This is a genomic window from Undibacterium sp. TC9W, from assembly GCF_049339865.1.
Lineage (GTDB): Bacteria > Pseudomonadota > Gammaproteobacteria > Burkholderiales > Burkholderiaceae_D > Undibacterium.
Map to the genome: position 1 here is coordinate 199,637 of NZ_JBMPPJ010000001.1, position 23,809 is coordinate 223,445.

The window sequence follows — 23,809 nt, forward strand, 5'->3', positions numbered from 1 at the left end:
ATGCCAAAACGTAACGACATAAAAAGTATTTTGATTATCGGCGCTGGCCCCATCATCATTGGCCAGGCTTGTGAATTCGATTATTCTGGCGCGCAGGCTTGCAAGGCTTTGCGTGAAGAAGGTTACCGCGTGATTCTGGTCAACAGCAATCCGGCAACCATCATGACTGACCCGGAAATGGCAGATGTGACTTACATCGAGCCTATCACCTGGCAAGTTGTTGAGCGCATCATCGATAAAGAAAAGCCGGATGCGATTCTGCCTACCATGGGTGGCCAGACTGCACTGAATTGCGCATTGGACCTGCATCGTCATGGTGTGCTGACCAAATACAATTGCGAACTGATCGGTGCTTCACCAGAAGCCATCGACAAGGCTGAAGACCGCCTGAAATTCAAGAACGCCATGACCAAGATTGGTTTGGGTTCTGCACGTTCCGGCGTTGCCCATTCCATGGATGAAGCATGGGTAGTGCAAAAGGATGTGGGCTTCCCTGTCATCATTCGTCCATCTTTCACCATGGGTGGTACAGGTGGCGGTATCGCCTACAACCCGGAAGAATTCGAGACGATTTGCAAGCGCGGTCTGGAGGCATCACCTACCAATGAATTGCTGATCGAAGAATCGCTGATAGGCTGGAAAGAATATGAGATGGAAGTCGTGCGCGATAAGGCGGACAACTGCATCATCGTCTGCTCTATCGAAAATCTGGACCCTATGGGCGTGCATACCGGTGACTCTATTACGGTTGCACCGGCGCAGACACTGACCGATAAAGAATACCAGATCATGCGTAATGCCTCTTTGGCAGTGCTGCGTGAAATTGGTGTGGACACAGGCGGTTCCAACGTCCAGTTTTCCATCAACCCTGCCGATGGCCGCATGATCGTCATTGAGATGAATCCGCGTGTATCGCGTTCATCTGCGCTGGCATCCAAGGCAACTGGTTTCCCTATCGCGAAAATCGCTGCCAAGCTGGCGGTTGGTTTCACGCTCGATGAATTGCGTAATGAAATTACGGGTGGTGCTACGCCAGCTTCTTTCGAACCTTCCATCGATTACGTCGTCACCAAGATTCCACGTTTCGCATTTGAAAAATTCCCGCAGGCAGATAACCGCCTGACGACACAGATGAAATCTGTCGGTGAAGTGATGGCGATAGGCCGCACCTTCCAGGAATCTTTCCAGAAAGCCCTGCGCGGCCTGGAAGTCGGCGTCGATGGCATGAATGAAAAAACCCAGGACCGTGAGACCCTGGAAAAAGAACTGGGTGAGCCTGGCCCGGACCGTATCTGGTATGTTGGCGATGCTTTCGCTCAAGGTTTTACGCTGGAAGAAGTACATCAACTGACGCATATCGACCCGTGGTTCCTGGTGCAGATCAAGGACATCGTCGATATCGAATTGTGGCTGGATGAACAGTCGCTCGACAGCGTCGATAAAGCCCTGATGCTGCAACTCAAGCAAAAAGGTTTCTCTGATTGTCGTCTGGCAAAATTGCTGAAAACGACTGATACAGCGATTCGTGAAAAGCGTAAAGCTTTGAATGTGCGCCCGGTCTATAAACGCGTGGATACTTGCGCTGGTGAATTCGCCACGAATACAGCTTACATGTATTCAACGTACGAAGAAGAATGCGAATCGAACCCGACCGACAAGAAAAAAATCATGGTATTGGGCGGTGGCCCTAACCGTATCGGCCAGGGTATTGAGTTTGATTATTGCTGCGTACATGCGGCTTTCGCGATGCGCGAAGATGGTTATGAAACCATCATGGTCAATTGTAATCCTGAAACCGTTTCTACCGACTACGATACATCCGACCGTCTGTATTTTGAACCGCTGACGCTGGAAGATGTACTGGAAATCGTCGATAAAGAAAAACCAGTTGGCGTCATCGTGCAATACGGTGGTCAGACACCTTTGAAACTGGCACTGGATCTCGAAGCCAATGGCGTGCCTATCGTTGGTACTTCACCAGACATGATCGATGCTGCTGAAGATCGCGAACGCTTCCAGAAAATGCTGCAAGACCTGGGCTTGCGTCAGCCGCCTAACCGCACTGCACGTACTGAAAGTGATGCGCTGGCACTGGCACAAGAGATTGGTTATCCGCTGGTGGTACGTCCATCTTATGTTCTGGGTGGCCGCGCGATGGAAATCGTGCATGAGCAACGTGATCTTGAGCGTTACATGCGTGAAGCCGTCAAGGTCTCCCATGATTCGCCAGTTTTGCTTGACCGCTTCCTCAATGATGCGATTGAGGTTGATGTTGATTGTCTGTCTGATGGCGAGCGCACCTTCATCGGTGGCGTCATGGAGCATATCGAACAGGCTGGCGTCCACTCCGGTGACTCTGCATGTTCTCTGCCACCATATTCTTTGTCGCAGGAAACCATTGCTGAACTCAAGCGCCAGACTGCGCTGATGGCAAAAGGTTTGAATGTCGTTGGCCTGATGAACGTGCAGTTTGCGATTCAGCAGCAAGATGGCAAAGATGTCGTGTTCGTGCTGGAAGTGAACCCACGTGCATCACGTACCGTCCCTTATGTGTCCAAGGCCACAGGCTTGCAATTGGCGAAGATTGCTGCCCGTTGCATGGTCGGTCAGTCTCTCGATTCACAAGGCATAGGTGCAGAGGTCGTGCCGCCTTACTTCAGCGTCAAGGAAGCGGTATTCCCGTTCGTTAAATTCCCTGGTGTCGATACCATCCTCGGCCCTGAGATGAAATCGACCGGTGAAGTCATGGGTGTGGGTAAAACCTTTGGTGAAGCTTTCGTGAAATCGCAGTTGGGCGCAGGCGTGAAATTGCCAACATCTGGCAAGGTATTCCTGAGTATCAAGAACAGCGATAAACCACGTGGCGTCAAAGTGGCACGTGATCTGGTGGAGATGGGTTTCTCCATCGTTGCTACGCGTGGTACTGCAACCGCGATTGCGGCCGAAGGCATCCCGGTTTCTATCGTGAACAAGGTTGTCGAAGGCAGGCCACACGTTGTTGATATGATCAAGAACAATGATATCGCCATGGTCATCAATACAGTAGAAGAAAAGCGTAACGCCATTACTGATTCTCGCGCTATCCGTACCTCTGCATTGATTGCCCGTGCAACAACGTTCACTACCATCGCTGGTGCTGAGGCTGCGGTAGAAGGCATGCGTCATCTCAATGAATTGCACGTTTATGATTTACAAGGTCTGCATAAAACCTTAAACTGATAGAAATAACAGTGTCCCTGAGTACTGATTGCAAGCCCAGGGAAGCTTGAACTTCGATACAGAGGTCACAAAAGGCATCGGTAATGCTGGTGTCTGACGTGGCCTCTGTATTTTTACTTTTATGAGTGTGAATGATATGAGTACAGTACCTGTCACCAAGTTCGGCGCAGAATTGCTTAAAAAAGAATTGCATCTTTTGAAGACCAAAGAACGCCCGGATGTTATCAATGCGATTGCAGAAGCACGCGCACAAGGCGATTTGTCTGAAAATGCAGAATACGATGCCGCCAAAGAACGCCAGGCATTTATCGAAGGCCGCATTGCTGAGCTGGAAGGCAAGCTGGGTTCCGCGCAAATCATTGATCCAACTACACTGGATGCAGAAGGCCGTGTCGTATTTGGCTCGACCGTACATCTGGAAGACCTGGAAACTTCACAAAAAGTCAGCTACCAGATCGTTGGCGAAGATGAGGCAGACTTGAAATTGAGCAAAGTCTCCATCACTTCTCCTATCGCACGTGCCTTGATTGGCAAGTACGCTGGTGACGTGGTTGGCGTGCAAGCACCCGCAGGCGTGCGTGAATATGAAGTGCTGGATGTGTTGTACGTTTGATATGGCGCTTTAAATTCATATTCAGTCAATGAATATGAATAGCTATAAAACGATGTAGAGTGACTGGAAGGACGTATTTTCTGGCAAAAATATTACCCGGCCTGGTTTGGCCGGGTTGAGTACTGATCAGATATCAGAAGTATTCAGCAGAAGTATTCAGTCTTAGCTGTTGGCCAGAGATGATTTTTTTGCACTGCTTTGACGTGGTTTGGCGCGTTTGATGTTGCCACCTTGGGTAACGCGTTCATTGCCTTTAACCATGACTTTGGATACAGTCGGTTTTTTGGTTCCACTTGGGCTAGGCTTGACGATAGTGACTTCGCGCATACCTTTACCTTTTTTAACCAGTTTGGTTTCTTTCGTGCCTTCCAGTTTTGGACGGTAAACTACCAAAAGTTTTCCAATATGTTGTACTGGGGCTGCATTCAGCTCGGCGCAGATGGTATCGTACATACCGATACGTGCTTCTCTATCATCGCCAAATACGCGTACCTTGATCAGGCCATGGGCATTCAGGCCAGCATCAATTTCTTTGATCACAGCAGGAGTCAATCCAGCTTCGCCGATTAATACGATAGGTTTCAGTGCATGTGCTTCAGAGCGGAGTTCGCTTCTTTCAGCGGGCGTAAGTTTTAACATAGTAATTCCTTTAAAAGCAGTATTTTACGCGAATGGCAAAGAATAAATTCAATCAAAATTGGGTTCACGACCATATTAATGATCCTTATGTGAAACTTGCACAAAAGGAAGGCTATCGTGCGCGCGCCGTTTACAAGCTAAAAGAAATAGATGAATCAGAAAAACTGATACGACCAGGACAGATTATTGTTGATTTGGGTGCAACACCTGGTAGCTGGTCTCAGTATGTAAGGAATAAGCTCGCAGGTAAAGAGGGTGGTGGTATCACGGGCGAAATTTTTGCCCTCGACCTGTTACCTATGGACCCTATTGCCGATGTACAGTTCATACAAGGCGATTTCCGCGAAGATGAAGTGCTGGATCAATTGGAATCCAAATTGTTGGGGCGCAAAGTTGACTTGGTTTTATCGGATATGGCCCCAAATCTGTCAGGTAACTCAACCGTAGATTCTGCCCGTGTCGAATATATTATCGAATTGGCAGTTACTTTTTCCAAGGCACATCTGAAGCCAGGTGGTGCTTTGCTGGTGAAATGCTTCCACGGGCCTAGCTATAATAATATTTTCACACTATTTAAAGATGAATTCAAAACAGTGATCAACAAGAAGCCAAAAGCCAGCAAAGACAAGTCTTCCGAGATATTTTTGCTTGGAAAAGGCTTGAAAAACCCCGAATAATTGAATTTACCTCTTGATAATCATCAATATTGCCAACATATGCTGGCTAGCAAGCTCTACCCAATGGGGGTAGAATGAACGTTTACAGTATCAAATGGCGCATCCTGCCTCCAAGGAGTTCTCGTGAATAATATGTTTTCAAAAGCTGCCGTCTGGGTAGTTGTTGCCCTGGTGCTCTTTATGCTGTTTAAAGAGTTTGGCACGAAAGGTGTTGGCGCCAGTGCTGCACCAATTCCGTATTCTGAATTCCTCGATGAGGTCAGGTCCAAGCACATCAAGGAAGCGACCATTGATGAAGCCAACCGTACCATTGTGGCGACCAATTCTGAAGGTAAAAAAGTCAAGTCCCAGATCACTGTGCTGGACAAGGGCCTGATACGCGATCTGGTGGATAGTGGCGTCAAGTTTGATGTCAAACAGCCTGAAGAGCAGTCTTTCCTGTCGCAAGTCTTCATTTCCTGGTTCCCGATGCTGTTGCTGATCGGCGTATGGGTATTCTTCATGCGCCAGATGCAGGGCGGTGGCAAGGGTGGGGCATTCTCTTTTGGCAAGTCCAAGGCCAGAATGCTGGACGACACCAACAATAATGTGACCTTTGCTGATGTCGCCGGTTGCGATGAAGCGAAAGAAGAAGTCAGCGAAATCGTTGATTTCCTGCGTGATCCTACCAAATTCCAGAAACTTGGTGGCCGTATCCCGCGCGGCGTGTTGATGGTTGGCCCTCCAGGTACTGGTAAAACTTTGCTGGCACGCGCTATTGCTGGTGAGGCAAAGGTACCTTTCTTTACGATTTCCGGTTCTGATTTCGTTGAAATGTTCGTTGGTGTGGGTGCTTCCCGTGTCCGCGACATGTTTGAGAATGCCAAAAAACATTCACCTTGTATCATCTTTATCGATGAGATTGATGCTGTCGGCCGCCATCGCGGTGCCGGTATGGGCGGTGGCAATGATGAACGTGAACAGACACTGAACCAGATGCTGGTTGAGATGGATGGTTTTGAAGCCAATTCCGGTGTCATCGTTATCGCTGCAACCAACCGTGCTGATGTACTGGATAAAGCTTTGCTGCGCCCAGGCCGTTTTGACCGTCAGGTTTCCGTTAGTTTGCCGGATGTACGTGGTCGTGAGCAAATCCTCAACGTCCATATGCGCAAGGTGCCTATTTCTGCCGACGTAAAAGCGGACATTCTGGCGCGTGGTACACCTGGCTTCTCTGGTGCTGACTTGGCCAATCTGGTGAATGAATCAGCTTTGTTTGCTGCGAGACGCAATAAACGTTTGGTCGAAATGATCGATTTTGAAGATGCCAAAGACAAAATCTACATGGGCCCTGAGCGCCGCTCCATGGTCATGCGTGAAGAAGAACGCAGGGCTACTGCTTACCATGAGTCTGGTCATGCCGTAGTGGCAAAATTGCTGCCTACGTCTGATCCTGTTCATAAAGTGACGATCATGCCACGTGGCTCTGCCTTGGGTGTGACCCTGTCTTTGCCTGAGCATGATGCTGTTAGCTTGTACAAAGATAAAATGCTCGACAAAATTTCAATGTTGTTTGGTGGCCGTATCGCTGAAGAAATTTTCGTTGGTCAAATGTCATCTGGTGCGGAAAGTGATTTTTCTCATGCGACCAAACTCGCCAGGGCGATGGTTACACGTTGGGGTATGTCTGACAGCATGGGCGTGATGGTCTATGAAGACAATCAGAATGATGGCTATTTTGGTGGTTCATCCAAAACGATTTCCGAAGTGACGCAGCAAAAAGTGGATGCTGAGATCCGTAATATTCTGGATGCGCAATATGCTTTGGCACGCAAACTTTTGGAAGAGAATCGTGACAAAGTTGAAATCATGACCAAGGCCTTGCTGGATTGGGAAACAATCGATGCAGATCAGGTCAGTGACATCATGAACGGTGTGGATCCACGTCCGCCAAAACAAAGTCAGGCGATTAACCGCTCTCCATCTGACAAGTCTTCTGGTGGCGTATCTCCTAGTGCGACAGCACCAGCCTGAGCTGACGTACAAAAAACACACAATTAATTTTTGAATTTCTTGTACAAGGGTGGGGGTTATTCCTCACCCTTAGTCTTTTTAAAAAATGAAATATTTCCAATGTGGCCGTTTCCGCTATCCCTTAAGTGGAACCCAGTCCAGAACCCTGGTCATGGGTGTGCTCAACATCACGCCTGACTCTTTTTCTGATGGCGGCAAATACCTGAATCTGGAAAGCGCCATCGCCCGTGCTGAACAGATGATAGAAGACGGTGTCGATATCATCGACATCGGCGGTGAGTCAAGCCGCCCTGGCTCTGCTCCTTTACCGCTGGATGAAGAGTTGAGCCGCGTCATGCCTGTCATCTATGCTTTGCGGGACTGCGGCAAGCCCCTTTCCATAGACACTTACAAGCCCCAGGTCATGCGTGAAGCGCTGATTGCAGGTGTCGATATGATCAATGATATCCAGGGCTTCCGCTCACCTGAATCCATCGCTGCCGTGCAAAATGCAGAAGCTGCCCTATGTGTCATGCATATGCAAAACACGCCAGAAGACATGCAAGTCAGTCCCGAATATATAGACGTCAATCAGGACGTGAAGACATTTTTGCGCGAAAGGCTGACAGCGTTGACAGATGCTGGCATAGAAGCCAATCGCATCTGTCTTGATCCTGGTTTTGGCTTTGGCAAAACTCTGGAACATAATACAGCCATGTTCAAGCACTTGCCGCAATTCCAGCAAGAGCTGGGCTTGCCTGTGCTGGTCGGGGTATCCCGCAAATCCATGATCGGCGGCTTGACTGGCAGAGCAGCACCAGAACGCATGGCAGGCAGTATCGCAGCAGCCCTGCTGGCAAAGCAGATGGGCGCAAACATTATCCGTGTGCATGACGTGGCAGAAACTGTCGATGCATACAAAATCTGGGATGCATTATCCCCTTGATGAGCAGGAAGAATATGAGCAGAAAATATTTTGGTACAGATGGCATACGTGGCAAAGTGGGTGTCGCACCGATCACGCCTGATTTTGTCATGCGCCTCGGCTACGCTGCAGGCAAGGTGCTGGCGCAAGCCAATGTCACTGGCGATGCCCGCCCCACAGTCCTGATCGGCAAAGACACGCGTATCTCCGGTTATTTGCTGGAAGCCTCGCTTGAGGCCGGCTTTGCCGCCGCAGGTGTCGATGTCATGCTGTCTGGCCCGGCACCGACACCCGCAGTGGCTTACCTGACGCGGGCATTGCGTTTGTCGGCAGGTGTCGTTATCTCGGCTTCACATAATCCGTTTGATGACAATGGCATCAAATTTTTCTCGGCCAACGGCAACAAACTGGCAGATGAGGTGGAGCTGGCTATCGAGGCTGAGCTTGAGCAACCCATGCAATGTGTCAGCTCCGAAAAACTGGGCAAAGCCCGTCGTCTGAGTGATGCGAATGGCCGCTATATAGAATTTTGTAAAAGCACTTTCCCGGCAGAGTTGGATTTACGCGGCCTGAAGATCGTTATCGATTGCGCCCATGGTGCAGCTTATGACATCGCCCCGCATGTTTTCCATGAACTGGGGGCAGACGTTATCGCCATAGGTAATCAACCGAATGGCCTGAATATCAATGACAAGGTCGGTGCAACTGCACCAGATGCCTTGTCACTGGCGGTGCGCGCCAATCATGCCGATCTGGGTATTGCTCTCGATGGCGATGCTGACCGCCTCTTGATGGTGGATAAGCACGGCAAGATTTATAACGGTGACCAGCTCCTTTATTTGATGGTGCTTGACCGCATGGCTATCGGCAAGATTGAGGGTGTGGTTGGTACCTTGATGACGAATATGGCGGTTGAAGTTGCGTTCAAAAAACTCGGAGTCGGCTTCGCCCGCGCCAAAGTCGGCGACCGTTACGTGTTGGAGCAAATGCAGGAACGTGGCTGGCTGCTCGGCGGTGAAGGTTCTGGTCATCTCCTGTGCCTGGATAAACATACTACCGGCGACGGCATCGTCTCGGCCCTGCAGGTATTGTCGGCTCTGAGGCGCAACGGCAAGAGCCTCGATGCCTGCTTCGATGATCTGCAACTGTTCCCGCAAACCTTATTGAACATCAAAGTGCCAGCCGGTTTCGACTGGCAAAAAAATGAAAAGCTGGTTGCAGAAAAGCAAAAGGTCGAGGCTGAACTCGCAGACCGGGGTAGGGTGTTGATACGCGCATCCGGCACTGAGCCTTTGGTGCGCGTGATGGTAGAAGCAGAAGACGCCGAACTCGCCTCCACCAGCGCCCGCCGCCTGGCAGATTGCATTCCGCCTGCAATCTAAGTAAATTAGCTGTTAGCAGTGGTTTCATTCTTGAAAGTGAGAGCGATACCATGTACTATTCAGCCTTCAGTTTTTGGGCTCGCAAACATCTGTTTTGCTAGCCATCAACAAGACTGTCCATAGCTCAGTTGGATAGAGCACGAGCCTTCTAAGCTCGGGGTCGTAGGTTCGATTCCTACTGGGCAGGCCAAAAAAATAATGAAAACCCTTGCTTACGCCGCAGGGGTTTTTTTATGTGTGTGTCTGTTAAATAGTTGCTATTCGTGAATTAATTTGCGATTATTTGCATATACTTAAACTTTGGTCTGCCGATAATGCATTTAAAAAAACTTGGCCTGGGCCTGGGCCTGATCCTGATCCTGTCTTTGATGACATTGACGACGCAATTTTCTTATGCAGACGAAGCTGAAAATAGAGAAAAAATTGAGAATGAAGTAAAACAATTGTCGATTGACGGAAAATTTGCCGAGCTCGAACAAATGGCAACCGCTTTTCGTGATCCTCAAGCGCGTACGTCGAGTGGCTTATGGAAGTTGACACTCTTTTATGTGGGGCTATCAAAATCACTCAGGCATAACACTAATGATGACGAGGTATGGTCTGGAATAGAAGGGCGCATAAAAAAATGGCAAAGAGCGTACCCTAATTCTGCTGCTGCTCAATTAGCTTATAGTGAAATGTTGATCAATCGCGCCTGGACTGTCAGGGGTAGTGGCTTCGCTGGTGATGTGCAAGAAAAAAACTGGAAGCCATTCTATTCGTACGTAGAACAAGCCAGAGCATATCTTGAGGCACATAAAAAGATAACCTCTAAAGATCCATACTGGTACCAGCAAATGGAGGGAATCGCCAAATACCAGAGTTGGTCAGAAAACAAGATGGAGGCCGTGATAGATGAGGGTCTCAGTAAAATGCCTCAGTTCTATCCTCTGTATTTTGATGCCATTGATTATTACGCACCCAAATGGGGTGGTAATGCTCATGCGATAGAGAAATTTGCACGCAAGGCGCTGGAGCGTACCGAGGCTGTTGAGGGGTATGGTATGTATGCGCGCATCTATTGGTACGCCGCGCAGACGCAATATCGTAACAGGCTGTTTACTGAATCACAGGTAGATTGGACGACTATGAAAAAAGGGATTGACGATGTATTGAAAAAATATCCCGATGCATGGAACATCAATCACTTCGCCAAGTTTGCCTGTGATGCGAAAGACAAGGGTAAAACCGCCGAACTCATAGGCATGATCAAATCGGATGTGCTGCCAGGAGTCTGGGGTTCACAATTTGCCTTTGAGCATTGCCGGCGCTGGTCTGCTATTCCCTGAGATAATGGTCAAACCTTGCTAAAAAGGAGTGGCGCAATTACTTCATTTTGCCTTGCTCCTGGTGTCGCGCAGTGCCTCTGTAGTGCCTGTTTAAATCAACTCAAAAATCTTTTTTTCAGCAAGTGCAAGAGGCAAAGTGCATTGTTGGCTGCGACGGTTTTGCATCCGGCTCCCATTTGATTTGCTTCATTTTACCTACTTGTCAACTTGTGTAAATATTGCAATTCGCCATCATTGCTTGCTTCAGGGGTTTTTTGCTTTTGCCTGAATTCTAAAATTGAATGGTAGTGATGAAATCGCAGAAGGGTTGGGATCGCATATCTTCTAGATATCCCTTTTCTGATACCCCGGTGCCAGTACCGCATTACTTACCTCTTCAAGCACGCTCAGATCAGCCAGCCTCAATCTGGAGTTGCTGCCCTCAAGTTTGCCATCTGGTGAGCAATCGACTTGCCACTGACGCAGGACGTAGCCAGCGATAGCAGCCCGTAATTTGACTTCGAGCTTGCCATTTTTCATCCCATAGTCGCGCATGATGGATCCTGGATATGGGTGCGAGGGATGGGGCTGTAATTCGATATGTACTATGCGTTGCCATTGTTCATCGGCAGCGAGTTGTTCATGTGCTTGCAGCACGTGACTTTTATCGCATGGCTTAATATCTGAGATGTCATCCATGCGCGTCAGTACCAGGTCGCGGAATTCTTGTTTGCTTCTGTCATAGGCCCGTACATGCCAGCGCAGGCCAGAATCCACCAGTGCCAATGGGACAATTTCCCGCTTGGATGGGCCGATTTTCATGGAGTGATAGGTCAGCCTTAGTGGATGTTCGCCACGAATGGCGCGGGTTACTCTGGCCAGGTCCAGCAATGCCGGTTGATTCAGGCGGTTGGGGATGTCGTGTGTCAACAAAGATGCGCCAATGCCGCGCTCACCATCTCCAAATCCTGAGCACAGTGCTGACAATACCCTGTCTGGCTGATGTTGAAACAGCGGCTGGAAGCTCTCCTGATAGTGATACATTTTTCCTTCATACAGCACATTGCCAGGTGCTAGTTCACGGTACAAAACCAGGTCGCGTGTGCCAGCCGCAGAGGCTATATCAAAGCGGTCCATAACTTCTTTTCGTGTGACGGTACCAAGAAACCACAAGCGAAACTCTATAAATGCGAGACGTTCGCGCTGGGCGGCGGGCAGAGTGTGCAGATGCATGATGCTGATCGGTTGGTCAATTTTATGGAATATTTTAACATCGAATCAATTTGATGTTATTATTCAATTGAAGTTAATATGAGATCAAATTGATTTGTTGTTTGTCGTTGCTGGTGCTGCAACTTGATGCTGTTCGTAAGATATGTAGCCACTTTGATGGCATCTGGAAAGCTGTAGCGTGGTCTCAGAATAAAAGGAAAATGATGAATCTGATTCAACAACTGCCGTCTGGCCCGCTTGATATTATTGGCGATATCCATGGCGAACATGAAGCCCTTTGCAACTTGATGCATCATCTTGGTTATGATGCCGATGGCAAACATTTGGATGGGCGAAGCTTGGTATTTGTCGGTGACTTTTGCGATCGCGGACCAGACAGCCCGGCTGTGCTGGCATTGCTTGAGCGCCTGATCAAGGCGGGCAGGGCAGTAGCAGTATTGGGCAATCATGAAATGAATCTTTTGCGCGGTAGTGCCAAAGATGGTGCTGGCTGGTTTTTTGAGGAGCGAGCAGTCAGGGATGAGCCCAAGTACGCGTCTTTCAAAAGGCTGGATGCCGCAAAGAAAGCAGATACCCTTCATTTTTTAGCGTCTCTGCCTGTCGCGCTCGAACGCGAAGATCTGCGGGTAGTGCACGCCGCATGGATCGCTGAACATATAGAAGAAATACGTCATCTTGCTCTGGGTAGCGTGATGGAGAATGACCGCCGCCTGGACGCCGACACGCGGCAGTTGGCGCAGGAATTTGCTGCGCAAATGCAGGCCGAACTGGCTGCCCACAGTCCTGGCCTCGACAATCCGGATCATCTGCCACCCTTCATGCATGCTCATGCCGCATACGATGTACTTATGCAAATGCATAATCCTTTGAGGGTGTTGACATCGGGAGTAGAGAGTATATGGCATGAGCCTTTTTATTCTGGCGGCAAATGGCGTTTTGTGGGGCGTGAGCAATGGTGGAATGAATACACAGAGCCGTTGCCCGTGGTGGTTGGTCATTATTGGCGTCGCTTCAATGCGTTTGACCGCGCCCATGTTGGCAAGGGTGGCGAAGACATGTTTGAGAATACGTCGCCGCTTGCATGGCATGGTAGAGCTGGCAATGTGTTTTGCGTCGATTTTTCTGTGGGTGGGCGCTGGTCTGCGAGAAAAAATAAAGATTTTCCTGAGTCGGATTGCAAGCTGGCGGCATTGCAATGGCCAGAACGCAGCTTGTGTTTTGATGATGGTCAGGTCATGCAGACGGTGTCATTCAAAGCACCTACACCTGCTCCATAGAAAATAAATTTTCATCTGAAGCTGTGAATTGTTTTTACCGAATGCATAAATACCTGAGTGAGCAATGAGTATTCAAAAAGGCGTTGTGATTTTGAGTCGATGTTGCAATTCGTCATCATTGACGCATGTGTGCCGCCTTTTTTTCAGGCTATACTCTAAGCAAGTAGTACCACTTGTTGCTCAGGGAATTTGATCTTAATTCTTACTGGCAAGCCTATTCAAATTGCTATTACGAGTGCATGTTGAAGCAGGTTTTCTCTGAAGTTTTGCGTGTTGAAAATATAAAAATCAGAGTGCATGGAAAAATTGGGAAGTACTCTCAGCTCTTCTCTTGTTAATCTGATATTCACCCTCCTTCTTTTGCGGATACTCGGGAAAATGTATGAATCAATTGTCACGTTTGAAGATTAGCGGTCGCCTGGCTCTGGGTTTTGGACTGGTCATCTTGCTGTCTTGCGGCTTGCTCGTCCTTGGTTTGTTCCGCCTGAGTCAGTTGCAGGCTTCCACGGATTATATTTTTAATACCAAGGTCGCCAGTCTTGATGCTGCGACTGATATGCGTGAGCAGGGGCGTGCTCTGGCGCTGGTGCTGCGCAAAATGACGGCACCCAGTGACATGGCAGAGGCTGAGCGCGAAACCAAAAGACTGGCCAAGATACTGGAAGGCTATGATGCCTCTGAAACTGCAGCAAAAAAATTGATAGACGATAAGGAGGGTAAAGATACCCTGCAAAACTCTCTTGATCAAAAACGTCAAGTGTTGGCGATTGCCAACAAGATCAAAAGCCTGGTCGCTGAAGGAAATTATTTCGACGCAGCATCTGTATTGCAGACGGAATTTAATGCGCCAAACGAAAAATGGATGCAGGCTCTGACAGAGCTGGCGAGCCAGCAGCACAAAGCGATGAAGTCTGCTTATGATGAATCGCTGAGCAACTACAAAAATGCCCGGCTGGGTATGCTGGTCATTGGTGTTTTGACGATAGTCATAGGCTCTGTTGCAGCATGGCTGATAGCGAGAACCATTGCTGGCCCGATCAAACGGTCTGCCATTATCGCTGACCAGATTGCCAATGGCGATTTGACTCAACATGTAGAAGCAAGTGGTACGGATGAAATAGGTGACCTGCTGCATTCCCTGCAGATGATGCAGGAAAATCTTTTGACTACGATTTCCAAAATCAAGACGGGTACAGAAACAATTACCGTAGCTTCGCAAGAAATAGCCTCAGGTAATGCCGATCTCTCAAGCCGCACAGAATCACAGGCCAGCTCGCTGGAAGAAACCGCTAGCTCGATGGAAGAATTGACCAGCACGGTCAGGCAAAATGCCGACAATGCCCGTCAGGCCAATCAACTTGTGGTTTCTGCTTCCAGCGTCGCGGTCAAAGGTGGTGAAGTCGTAGGGCAAGTGGTCAATACCATGGGCTCGATTAAAGAGAGTTCGCGCAAGATCGTCGATATCATTGGTGTCATTGATGGCATCGCCTTCCAGACCAATATCCTGGCCTTGAATGCAGCGGTAGAAGCTGCGAGGGCAGGTGAACAGGGCCGTGGTTTTGCCGTGGTTGCGGCAGAAGTGCGTAATCTTGCACAACGCAGTGCCAGTGCAGCGAAAGAAATTAAATCCCTCATCAGTGACTCAGTCGATAAAGTCGATCAGGGTAGCAAGCTTGTCGATGAAGCAGGCAAGACCATGGATGAGATTGTCACCAGCGTCCAGCATGTGGCCGACATCATGAGCGAGATCACGGCGGCCAGCCAGGAGCAAAGTTCAGGCATAGAACAGGTAAATCTGGCGATTACGCAAATGGATGAAATGACGCAACAGAATGCTGCTCTGGTTGAGCAGGCAGCAGCGGCGGCAGAAAGCATGGAAGAGCAGGCCGTAGAATTGACGCGCGCAGTCAGCGTGTTCCAGTTGCCATCCAATATGCAGGCAACTGAAGTGGCTGGCCCACAAGCACGCCGCTATACGCCAAGACAATTAACGAACTGAAGGCGAACTGAAATTTACCCCAGCCTCAACGCAGTTGGTACAGCAAATGCATTGAGGCGGTTTACAAGACCTTGCCTGGATTCATAATATTCTGTGGGTCCAGCGCCATTTTGATGGCGCGCATCATGCTTAATTCCAAGCGGGATTTATACAGCCTGATCTCATCGCGTTTCAACATTCCCAGTCCGTGCTCGGCAGAAATCGATCCTTTGAACTGATGCACCTGGTCATGGACTATGCGATTGATCTCGGCCTGTTGCAGGATGAATGTCGCATCGCTGCTGCCAGCAGGCGCTGAGACATTGTAGTGCAGGTTACCATCCCCCATATGACCAAAGCAGACGATCTGGCAACCCGGAAATGCAGCTGTTAATTCTGCATCCGTGATGCGTATGAAGCGGGGAATATGTGACACCGGGATGGAAATATCGTGCTTGATATTCTTGCCCTCCCTGGCCTGAGCTTCAGAAATATGCTCGCGCAACTTCCATAAGGTTTTTGATTGGTTGACAGAGCTTGCACAGACCGCATCGGCGGTGTTGCCATCATTGATCGCTTGCTCCAGCACTTGCTCGATGAGGGTAATTGCATGGCTTTCTGATTCGTGGTCAGACATTTCCAACAATGCATAATAAGGATAACTGCGAGGATGGCTGCGCTTGAATGGATGCTGAAGTTGCGGGAAGTGTTTGAGTACCAGTTGTAGGCTGAAGTCAGAGATCAATTCAAATGCAGTCAGGGTTGGCCCCAATGCATGTTGACATTGCTTGAGCAGGTCCAGGGCAGCATCCGCACTATCAAGCGCTGCGAATGCGGTAATCTGCGCGCGTGGTTGCGGGAATAATTTCAACACGGCAGCCGTGATAATGCCCAGCGTACCTTCAGCACCTATAAACAAGTCGCGTAAATCGTAACCCGTATTATCCTTGCGCAGGCCACGCAAGCCATCCCAGATATCGCCCTGAGCAGTGACAACTTCCAGCCCCAGGCATAATTCCCTGGTATTGCCGTAACGCAGTACTGCGGTGCCACCAGCATTGGTCGAGAGATTACCACCTATGGTACAACTGCCTTCTGATGCCAATGACAGCGGGAATAATCTTTGCTCTTCGCTCGCTGCAGCCTGTACCTGCGCCAGCAGACAACCAGCCTCGACTGTGATGGTGTTGTTGGCGACATCCACCGCCAAAACACGATTCATGCGTTTCAAGGAGATAACTACAGCCTGGCCTGTCTGGTCAGGTATGCTGCCCAATACCAGGCTAGTATTGCCACCCTGTGGTACGCAGGCGATTTTATGTGTTGCACACAGCCGCACCAGGCTTGCCACTTCATCGGCAGACTTTGGTAGCAGCACTGCCAGGGCATTGCCGAGATAGCGCTGGCGCCAGTCCATCAAATACGGGTATTGGTCTGATGCATTCGTGATGACGAAATCATGACCCAGAATCTTGATGCAGTCTGCAAGAAATTCTGCGTGCATGATATCGCCTTCGCTTGCCGGGTTCACTGTTCTGCTGCCTTTGCTACATTTGCTGCATTCACTTTTGCCAGCGCTTTCGCAGCTTTTTTCAATGGGCGTAAATACAGGATGACCGCAATAAAGAACAAAATGGACAAGCCAACTTCAGCCAAAGCCAGGGCTACAGACAGGGAACTGCGGTCACTGTAGGCCCTGACTATGCCCTCGGTGAAGTACAGCCAGATCAGCATCGAAGACCACTGCATGGTGTAGTTATCGCGCTTGAGTACGCCGCGCAACGGTATCAGCAAGGGCAGGGTTTTAAGCACCATCCATGATCCACCCGGGCGCAGCGGAGCAAGAAACCATTCCCAACTGATGCAAAGCAGCAGCAAGGCAATCAGGCTGGCAGAAGCGAGCAGGTAATATTTTTTCTCTGGTGTTGCCGTGCTCATGCTGCAGCCTGTAATTTTTTACTGACTTCTGCCAGGCGTTTGCCCAGAGCGATGGCCAGTTTGCGGCTGTCTTCTGAAATAGCTTGTGCACCATCCTGGCCTGCCCAATGGGTTGCGCCATATGGGCTGCCGCCGGTTGAAGTAGTCATCAATTCAGCATGGCTATAGGGCAAGCCCAGCATCAACATACCGTGATGCATCAGTGGCAGCATCATGCTGAGCAGGGTTGATTCCTGGCCGCCGTGCATGCTGCCGGTAGAGGTGAATACGCAGGCCGGTTTGCCAGTCAGCGTACCAGATAGCCAGTCGGCAGCGGTGCCATCCAGAAAATACTTCAGGGCTGCCGCCATATTGCCAAAGCGGGTGGGTGAACCCATGGCAAGCCCGGCGCATTCCTTAAGGTCGGACAATTCTACATAGGGCGCGCCATCTGACGGTACATCAGAGGCTGTTGCTTCTGCCACCGTGGAAACGGCTGGCACGGTACGCAGGCGGGCATTGCAGCCTGGCACGCTTTCTATACCCTGGGCAATAAATTCTGCCATTTTTCTGGTATTGCCATGCCGTGAGTAAAATAAAACTAAAATCGTGAGTTCTTGTGTAGTCATGCTTGTATTATAGAAGTCTTTTTTCCTGGTCTCTCGTTAAAATCGAGGCATTTATATCTCTAGCTGCAAAAACTATGCGTGGTCTGTCGTGGAAACAAATACTCAATCTCTTCAAATTTGCCCTGCAGCGCCTGCAGGAAGGTCGTTTGCCACAGGTTGCCGGTAGCCTGACTTTTACTACGGTACTGGCCCTGGTACCTATCCTAACTGTAGCATTTGCCATTTTTACAGCTTTCCCGCTATTTAATACCTTCCGCACTTCGCTGGAGGCGTATTTTATTCAAAGTCTGATGCCCAAGGGGATTTCCAATACGATTTTGGGTTATCTGACGCAGTTTGCCACCAAGGCGACCCGCGTTTCTGCCATCAGTGGTGTGGCCCTGATGGTGACCGCCATTACCACCATGGCAATGATAGACAAGTCATTCAACCAGATCTGGCAAGTCAAGCGCCCGCGCCCGGCATTGCAAAGGCTACTGGTATATTGGGCGATTGTTACTCTGGGACCTTTGCTGGTGGGTGTTTCCATCTCCAGTACCTCTTACCTGTTTACTGCCACCAGTGGGGTAGTGGGGGCAGTGCCGTTTTTGGGTGCGGTATTTTATACTCTGACTTCAATTGCATTCACGACAGGCGCATTTACCTTGCTGTATCTGATCGTCCCTAACCGTGCGGTTGAGTGGCGCGATGCAGTCTGGGGTGGCCTGTTTGCAGCGCTGGCATTTGAAATAGCCAAGCGCATATTCGCCAGCTTTGTGATTCAGTTTCCTACCTATACCATCGTGTATGGTGCCTTGGCAGCCGTGCCCCTGTTTCTGGTCTGGATTTATGTGTCCTGGCTGATCATCCTGATTGGCGCGGTTATCGCTGCTGCTTTGCCTGTCGTCAAATTCGAGCGCTGGTGGCATGTGCCCACACCAGGCAGTGCTTTTGAAGACGCGGTCAGTATCTTGCAAGTGCTGGTTGATGCCCGTCTGGCAGACGCTACTGCGGCTGTCAGCGTCAATACCATACGTACCGAGACCAGATTGGGTATAGATGAAATTGAGGGCTTGCTGGAACGTATGGCAGAAGCTGGCTGGGTGGCCAGGGTAAAAGTAGAAACCACGGCTTCACGCAGCCGCTTTTGGTTACGCAAAAACGAAGCAGGGGCCGAATTGTGGATCATGTTGGTCAACCCTGCCAGCTTGCGCCTGTCAGATATTTATCGCCTGTTTGTATTTGATTCAACACGCGAGAGCCAATTATCCAGCCTGGTTGATCAAAGTATAGAAAATGGTTTACAACAGAGCCTGCAGACTTATTTTTATCCGGTGGGGCAAGGCTAAATGAAATTTCGTTTGATCAGTGCAAAAGAACTCGACGCGCCTATAGTGGGGCGCTGGGCGGAGTTGCGCAGTCAAAACGCTCGTAGTCAAAACTCTATTTACGATAGTCCATATTACTCTTCAGCCTTTACCTCCATCATCGCCAATGCCAGGGACGATACCAGCATTCTGGTAGTCGAAGATGCTGGCCGTATCGTTGCCATATGGCCTTTTCATGCCTTGAGCAGCTTCAGCGCTGTCTCTATAGGTGATTTTCTGGCAGATTATCAGGGGCCGGTGTGTGAGGTATCTCTGGATTTACGTATTGCTGATGCCTTGCGTGCCATGCAGTGCCGCTATTTTTCCTTTAACCATATGCCATCTGCGTTGGGCAAGTTCAGCCAGTATGCGTGGATACATAGTCATTCGCATATCCTGGATTTGACGGGTGGCTTTGATGTGTATGCGCAGCGCCTGACAGAAATGCGCGACGCATCTCTTTTGAAAAAAGTGGCCACCAATGAGCGCAAGCTCAGCAAGAAGTTTGGTGAGCTGCGTTTTGAGTTGCAGAGTAGCAGCGACACTGATTTTGCTGCATTGATCGCAGGTAAGCGCGATCAGTTCCAGCGCACAGTCGGGGCTGAACATGATATTTTCAGACTTGATTGGGTCAGGCAGGTCATGGATGAAATCAGGGCGGCAAATGCACCTGATTTTGCGGGACTGCTATCAACACTGTATGCGGGCGATACTTTGATCGCGGCGCATTTTGGTATGCGTTCTGGCAAGGTAATGCATTACTGGTTCCCCTGGTATCACACAGACTTTGCCGAGCATTCACCAGGTTTGATCTTGCTGACGCAATGTGCCAGACATGCCGCACAAACAGGTATCACTACGATAGATTTGGGCCGGGGCGACCAGCCATACAAACTGCGTTTTGCTACGGGCGCAAATCAATTGTGTGAAGGGGCTGTCAGCTCGCCGGCTATTTTGAGCAGCTTACAGGCAGGGTTGTATCACGCTAAGCAAAAATTGAAAGCTTCCAGTTTAGGGCAACACTTACGTAAATTGCGCCAGACTGCCAGGTAAGTCTGTATCAGTAAATCTGTATTAATAAGCGTTTTTATCGCCAAGCACAACCTTGATGGTGCGCCAGATAATCACGATATCCAGCCAGACTGACCAGTGCTGGATATAGTAAAGATCATATTCAATACGTTCTTCCATTTTTTCCAGGGTCTCGGTCTCGCCACGCAAACCGTTGACCTGCGCCCAGCCAGTAATGCCTGGTTTGATCTTGTGGCGGAACATATAGCCGCTGACCAGCTTGCGGTACAACTCATTATGTTCAACCGCATGAGGACGGGGGCCAACCAGGCTCATTTCGCCTTTGAGTACATTGAAAAGTTGCGGCAACTCATCCAGTGAAGAGCGGCGCAGGAAGCCGCCAAACTTGGTAACGCGAGGATCACCAACCGTCGCCTGGACCACGCGCTCATTGGGGTTGCTCTGCCGCATACTGCGGAATTTATAGACGTTAATAGGCCTGCCAGCGATGCCATACCTGACCTGTTTGAAAAGTACAGCACCAGGTGAGCTGAGCTTCACGCCTATCGCTATCAGCAGCAATATAGGCGACAAGGCAATTAGGCCAAAGAAAGAGCCGAACAAGTCCAGCATGCGTTTGGGCAGGGCGGCCAGGCCAATGAAGGGTGTTTCCGTCGATGCCAGCACGGGGCGGCCTGCCAGTTCGCGTAATTGTATGCCCGGCATACCAAAGATCAGCGATTCAGGCACAAAGTAAGTGGATGCCGTGCTGTCTTCCAGAATCGCAATGATTTCTGCCAGTTCTGGTGGTTCCTTGGTGTTCAGTCCTATGAAAACCACATCGACATTCACATGGCCGGTTTCGGCATCGACGATCCAATTGGCTGCGTCAGTCAGGTCGCCCAGTCTTTCCAGGTTGCTGGGCGGGCGCGATTCATTCCTGTTGTCGAAAAAGCCGACAAAATCAATCGCAGCCAGAGGGGTGTTGCGCAGTGACTCCACCAGGTCGGCGCAGGCTGTATTAGACCAGATTAGTACGGCCTTGCGTCGTCTTGAAGGATTTGAGTAATAGAACACTGCCAGCTTGCGCATGATGAGTGCCGTCAGCAAAAGCGTGAATGGTGTGGTAAACAGCCAGATCAGCATGATGGCGCGTGATAGTCTTTCTGCTGACTTATCGACGTAGGCGCTCATCAGCACGATCATGAACACCACAAACCAGCGAGCGGTAATGCTGGGGAAGGCGGCCAGTACATGCTTTTCTTGCAGTGTGCCCAATAGTTGCTGGCTGGAGAAAACGATGATGCTGGAGAGGCCTGCAATCAGCATGCGCACACCAAAAATTTCGATATCGCTATGGTCTGAATACAGGATGATCCCAAGTAGCGTCATGTAAGTCGTTATGCCAAACGCGACGCCAGTAAACGCAGCCAGAATTTGCGCTGATTGTGAGGTGTTGGAGGCGGGTGAAGCATTGAGCATGGTGGTAAAGTTTTTCGCTGATATTCCTGGGGATGCTGCAGTGGTTTTCAAAACAAATTACCCGGCCTGCATATTTAGTTTTTTTGCCCTGAAAAGAGTTTCTTGATCTGGCCAAGCTGCCAGCGATGCAGATGTTCCCTGAATTCAGGATTTTCATATCTGGGCGCGCGTTTAATTGCAGCACCGAGATAACCGGCAATAATCAACAAGCCACCAATAACAAATGGTTTTTCGCGCATGCGGAAAATACCTGAGGCCATTGCGTACAGAGGGTGATATCCCATGAACCAGATGCCGCGCCCCCAACGCAGGCGGCCACGATAGACATTTTTGTCGGACGAACCCATGAGGCGGTGATGCATGAGAATGGCTTCAGGATGCAAGAAGCTTTTGGTTGTCCAGCCCTTCATGCGGGCAGTGTGGACGTCAATACCGTCCCACAAGACTTCTTCGACAAAACCACCAATTTCTTCAAATGCCGTTCTGCGGTAGAGCTTGAATTGACCAGCGACATGTTCATCAATGATGATTTCTTCTATCCTCTTGCCTTCTTCTTCGCGATAAACCTTGCCGGATACGGCGGCCAGCTTTGGTTCCTGGGCAAATTGCTCAAACATGCATTCCAGATAGCGCGGCCCAAACGACATATCACCGTCTAGCTTGGCGATATATTCATATTCCTGATGCTCAATCTGGGTAATGCCAAATTTGAAGGCTGCCACCACGCCACCACCCACTTTGCGAAAACCTCGGTCGGGACGTTGTACCAGCCTGATGAATGGATATTGGGCAGAATATTCGCGTACGATGTCAGCTGTACCATCTTGTGAACCATCATCGACAATGATCCACTCTACCGGTTTGACTGTTTGCGCTACCATGGAGTCCAGCGTCAGCCTGATCAAGTCGGCCTCGTCACGCACCGGCGCAATGATGACCAGAGGTACCACTCTGGCAGGACTTGCTGATGGCTGTGTGCTCGGGCTTTGCATAATTAGTCTTTCTTACTTTTATTTGCATGTTAACTGAGCTTTGAGTTGCCCACAATTCAATAAAGGTTAATTTTTGTAATTAAATAGCAATGCCAATCAAGCTGCCGCCTTATTGCGACAGGGTTTTGTTGTCCTGACAAAAATTTGCATCTATTCTTACTATTGCAATATAAAATGAAGTTCTTTATAAGAAATGCCTGATTCAGATGACAATTTGGTCCAAATTTTCTGCTTTTACTGAGATAACTGCCCGCAAACTGCTGCCTGCAGTGCTGGCGTTTGCATTTATCGGACAGACGCAGGCGCAAGAGATCAAGACTATCACTGCAAATGGCATGAAACTGGAAAGTCAGTTGTTGCAAATACCTCAGGCAGACAAAGCGCCAGCAACAGCATCTGTGCCAGTACCAAACACGGTAAAGAATGCCACACATGACATGCCTGGCGATGCTGCATCCGATGTCATAGGCGAGGGCGATCAGTTGCTGATCACTGTATTCGGACAGCCCGACCTGACCGCCGATGTCACCATAGGTGAGAGTGGCGTCATCACCCTGCCGCTGGTGGGTACGGTAGAAGTCAAAGGCCGCACAGCAACAGAAATTGCCGCCACCTTTGCAAAGAAGCTGGAGCAGGGGCAATACATAAAAAATCCCCGGGTTTCAATCAAGGTTATACAACAGCTGAGCAGGACTTTTTCAGTCCTGGGCGAAGTATTACGGCCGGGGCGCTATCCCCTGACAGGGCAAATCAGCATTCTGGAAGCCTTGAGCCTGGCCGGTGGTGTTTCACAGAAAGCCGAGAAAAGCCTGCGTATCTTGCGCCGTGAACCCGGCAAACCTGCTTCGGAATTGCAAGAATATGCATCCGTCAAGCTGGAGCTGGACGCAACAAAGCTGGCACCAGAGCTGGCACAAAAAATCCAGCCGAATGATGTCTTGTTCGTGCCCCAATTGAAGAACTTTTATGTTTACGGTGAGGTGCGCCGTCCTGGTATGTACCCCATGGAAGATGATATGAATGTCATGCGGGTCTTGTCCATAGGCGGCGGGGTGACTGAACGGGGTTCGGTGCGACGCATCATCATCCATCGCAAGACAGATAGTGGCGAATTGCGCGAAATTTCGGCAGGTATAGCCGACCGGGTATTGCCTGGTGATGTGGTATTTATCAACGAAAGAATATTCTGA

The 23,809-nt window shown here is 49.6% G+C and carries 19 protein-coding genes and 1 tRNA gene; 13 read left to right on the top strand and 7 right to left on the bottom strand.

Going from position 1 to position 23,809, the window contains the following annotated elements; genetic code table 11:
* Both carB and greA read left to right on the top strand, forming a co-directional pair.
* Positions 1–3,219 (top strand): carbamoyl-phosphate synthase large subunit, encoded by a 3,219-nt coding sequence (gene carB, locus ACO0LN_RS00955; protein WP_422970535.1) that lies wholly within the window; start codon positions 1–3, stop codon positions 3,217–3,219.
* A 136-nt stretch (positions 3,220–3,355) separates the two neighbouring features.
* Complete coding sequence (gene greA, locus ACO0LN_RS00960; RefSeq protein WP_110254249.1) at positions 3,356–3,832, top strand: transcription elongation factor GreA; 477 nt, start codon at positions 3,356–3,358, stop codon at positions 3,830–3,832.
* 162 nt (positions 3,833–3,994) lie between these two features.
* Here the strand turns inward: greA and ACO0LN_RS00965 are convergent, their stop codons facing one another.
* Positions 3,995–4,471, bottom strand: coding sequence for a YhbY family RNA-binding protein (locus tag ACO0LN_RS00965; protein ID WP_110253841.1), 477 nt, complete (start codon positions 4,469–4,471; stop codon positions 3,995–3,997).
* 32 nt (positions 4,472–4,503) lie between these two features.
* Here ACO0LN_RS00965 and ACO0LN_RS00970 point away from each other — a divergent pair, with 32 nt between their 5' ends.
* The 6 genes from ACO0LN_RS00970 to ACO0LN_RS00995 all read left to right on the top strand — a co-directional run bounded on the left by ACO0LN_RS00970 (position 4,504) and on the right by ACO0LN_RS00995 (position 10,775).
* A complete protein-coding gene (locus tag ACO0LN_RS00970) occupies positions 4,504–5,148 on the top strand; it encodes an RlmE family RNA methyltransferase (RefSeq protein ID WP_422950955.1) in 645 nt (214 codons plus the stop codon).
* Positions 5,149–5,271: 123 nt separating this feature from the next.
* Positions 5,272–7,161, top strand: a complete 1,890-nt coding sequence (ftsH, locus tag ACO0LN_RS00975) for an ATP-dependent zinc metalloprotease FtsH (RefSeq protein ID WP_422970536.1) — start codon at positions 5,272–5,274, stop codon at positions 7,159–7,161.
* Positions 7,162–7,246: 85 nt separating this feature from the next.
* The gene (folP, locus tag ACO0LN_RS00980) at positions 7,247–8,086 is read left to right on the top strand and encodes a dihydropteroate synthase (RefSeq protein WP_422970537.1); all 840 of its coding nucleotides are present in this window, start codon (positions 7,247–7,249) and stop codon (positions 8,084–8,086) included.
* Positions 8,087–8,100: 14 nt separating this feature from the next.
* Positions 8,101–9,447: a phosphoglucosamine mutase gene (glmM, locus tag ACO0LN_RS00985; RefSeq protein WP_422970538.1), complete on the top strand. Its 1,347-nt coding sequence runs from the start codon at positions 8,101–8,103 to the stop codon at positions 9,445–9,447.
* Between the two features lie 113 nt (positions 9,448–9,560).
* Positions 9,561–9,637: transfer RNA gene (locus tag ACO0LN_RS00990), tRNA-Arg, on the top strand.
* A gap of 124 nt (positions 9,638–9,761) precedes the next feature.
* The gene (locus tag ACO0LN_RS00995; protein ID WP_422970539.1) at positions 9,762–10,775 is read left to right on the top strand and encodes a hypothetical protein; all 1,014 of its coding nucleotides are present in this window, start codon (positions 9,762–9,764) and stop codon (positions 10,773–10,775) included.
* Between the two features lie 324 nt (positions 10,776–11,099).
* Here ACO0LN_RS00995 and ACO0LN_RS01000 read toward each other — a convergent pair whose 3' ends face one another.
* A complete protein-coding gene (locus tag ACO0LN_RS01000; RefSeq protein ID WP_422970540.1) occupies positions 11,100–11,987 on the bottom strand; it encodes a WYL domain-containing protein in 888 nt (295 codons plus the stop codon).
* 203 nt (positions 11,988–12,190) lie between these two features.
* Here ACO0LN_RS01000 and ACO0LN_RS01005 point away from each other — a divergent pair, with 203 nt between their 5' ends.
* Together ACO0LN_RS01005 and ACO0LN_RS01010 are read left to right on the top strand one after the other, a co-directional pair.
* A complete protein-coding gene (locus ACO0LN_RS01005; RefSeq protein WP_422970541.1) occupies positions 12,191–13,264 on the top strand; it encodes a metallophosphoesterase in 1,074 nt (357 codons plus the stop codon).
* Between the two features lie 382 nt (positions 13,265–13,646).
* Positions 13,647–15,263, top strand: a complete 1,617-nt coding sequence (locus tag ACO0LN_RS01010; RefSeq protein WP_422970542.1) for a methyl-accepting chemotaxis protein — start codon at positions 13,647–13,649, stop codon at positions 15,261–15,263.
* A 61-nt stretch (positions 15,264–15,324) separates the two neighbouring features.
* Here the strand turns inward: ACO0LN_RS01010 and ACO0LN_RS01015 are convergent, their stop codons facing one another.
* Genes ACO0LN_RS01015 through wrbA form a run of 3 tightly spaced genes read right to left on the bottom strand, consistent with a single transcriptional unit; the run spans position 15,325 to position 17,788 of the window.
* Positions 15,325–16,746 (bottom strand): FAD-binding oxidoreductase, encoded by a 1,422-nt coding sequence (locus ACO0LN_RS01015; protein WP_422970543.1) that lies wholly within the window; start codon positions 16,744–16,746, stop codon positions 15,325–15,327.
* 23 nt (positions 16,747–16,769) lie between these two features.
* Complete coding sequence (locus tag ACO0LN_RS01020; protein ID WP_422970544.1) at positions 16,770–17,180, bottom strand: DUF2069 domain-containing protein; 411 nt, start codon at positions 17,178–17,180, stop codon at positions 16,770–16,772.
* Positions 17,177–17,788 carry an NAD(P)H:quinone oxidoreductase gene (gene wrbA / locus ACO0LN_RS01025; RefSeq protein WP_422970545.1) on the bottom strand — a complete coding sequence of 204 codons (612 nt, stop codon included), beginning with the start codon at positions 17,786–17,788 and terminating at the stop codon, positions 17,177–17,179. The genes ACO0LN_RS01020 and wrbA overlap by 4 nt, the downstream gene beginning before the upstream one ends.
* A 74-nt stretch (positions 17,789–17,862) precedes the next feature.
* Here wrbA and ACO0LN_RS01030 point away from each other — a divergent pair, with 74 nt between their 5' ends.
* Positions 17,863–19,116 carry a YihY family inner membrane protein gene (locus ACO0LN_RS01030; RefSeq protein WP_162059246.1) on the top strand — a complete coding sequence of 418 codons (1,254 nt, stop codon included), beginning with the start codon at positions 17,863–17,865 and terminating at the stop codon, positions 19,114–19,116.
* A complete protein-coding gene (locus tag ACO0LN_RS01035) occupies positions 19,117–20,187 on the top strand; it encodes a GNAT family N-acetyltransferase (RefSeq protein WP_422970546.1) in 1,071 nt (356 codons plus the stop codon).
* A 21-nt stretch (positions 20,188–20,208) separates the two neighbouring features.
* Here ACO0LN_RS01035 and ACO0LN_RS01040 read toward each other — a convergent pair whose 3' ends face one another.
* The gene (locus ACO0LN_RS01040) at positions 20,209–21,678 is read right to left on the bottom strand and encodes an undecaprenyl-phosphate glucose phosphotransferase (RefSeq protein WP_422970547.1); all 1,470 of its coding nucleotides are present in this window, start codon (positions 21,676–21,678) and stop codon (positions 20,209–20,211) included.
* A gap of 23 nt (positions 21,679–21,701) precedes the next feature.
* Positions 21,702–22,619 carry a glycosyltransferase gene (locus tag ACO0LN_RS01045; RefSeq protein ID WP_422970548.1) on the bottom strand — a complete coding sequence of 306 codons (918 nt, stop codon included), beginning with the start codon at positions 22,617–22,619 and terminating at the stop codon, positions 21,702–21,704.
* A gap of 206 nt (positions 22,620–22,825) precedes the next feature.
* Here ACO0LN_RS01045 and ACO0LN_RS01050 point away from each other — a divergent pair, with 206 nt between their 5' ends.
* Entirely contained in the window at positions 22,826–23,809 is a 984-nt protein-coding gene (locus ACO0LN_RS01050) for a polysaccharide biosynthesis/export family protein (RefSeq protein WP_422970549.1), read from the top strand.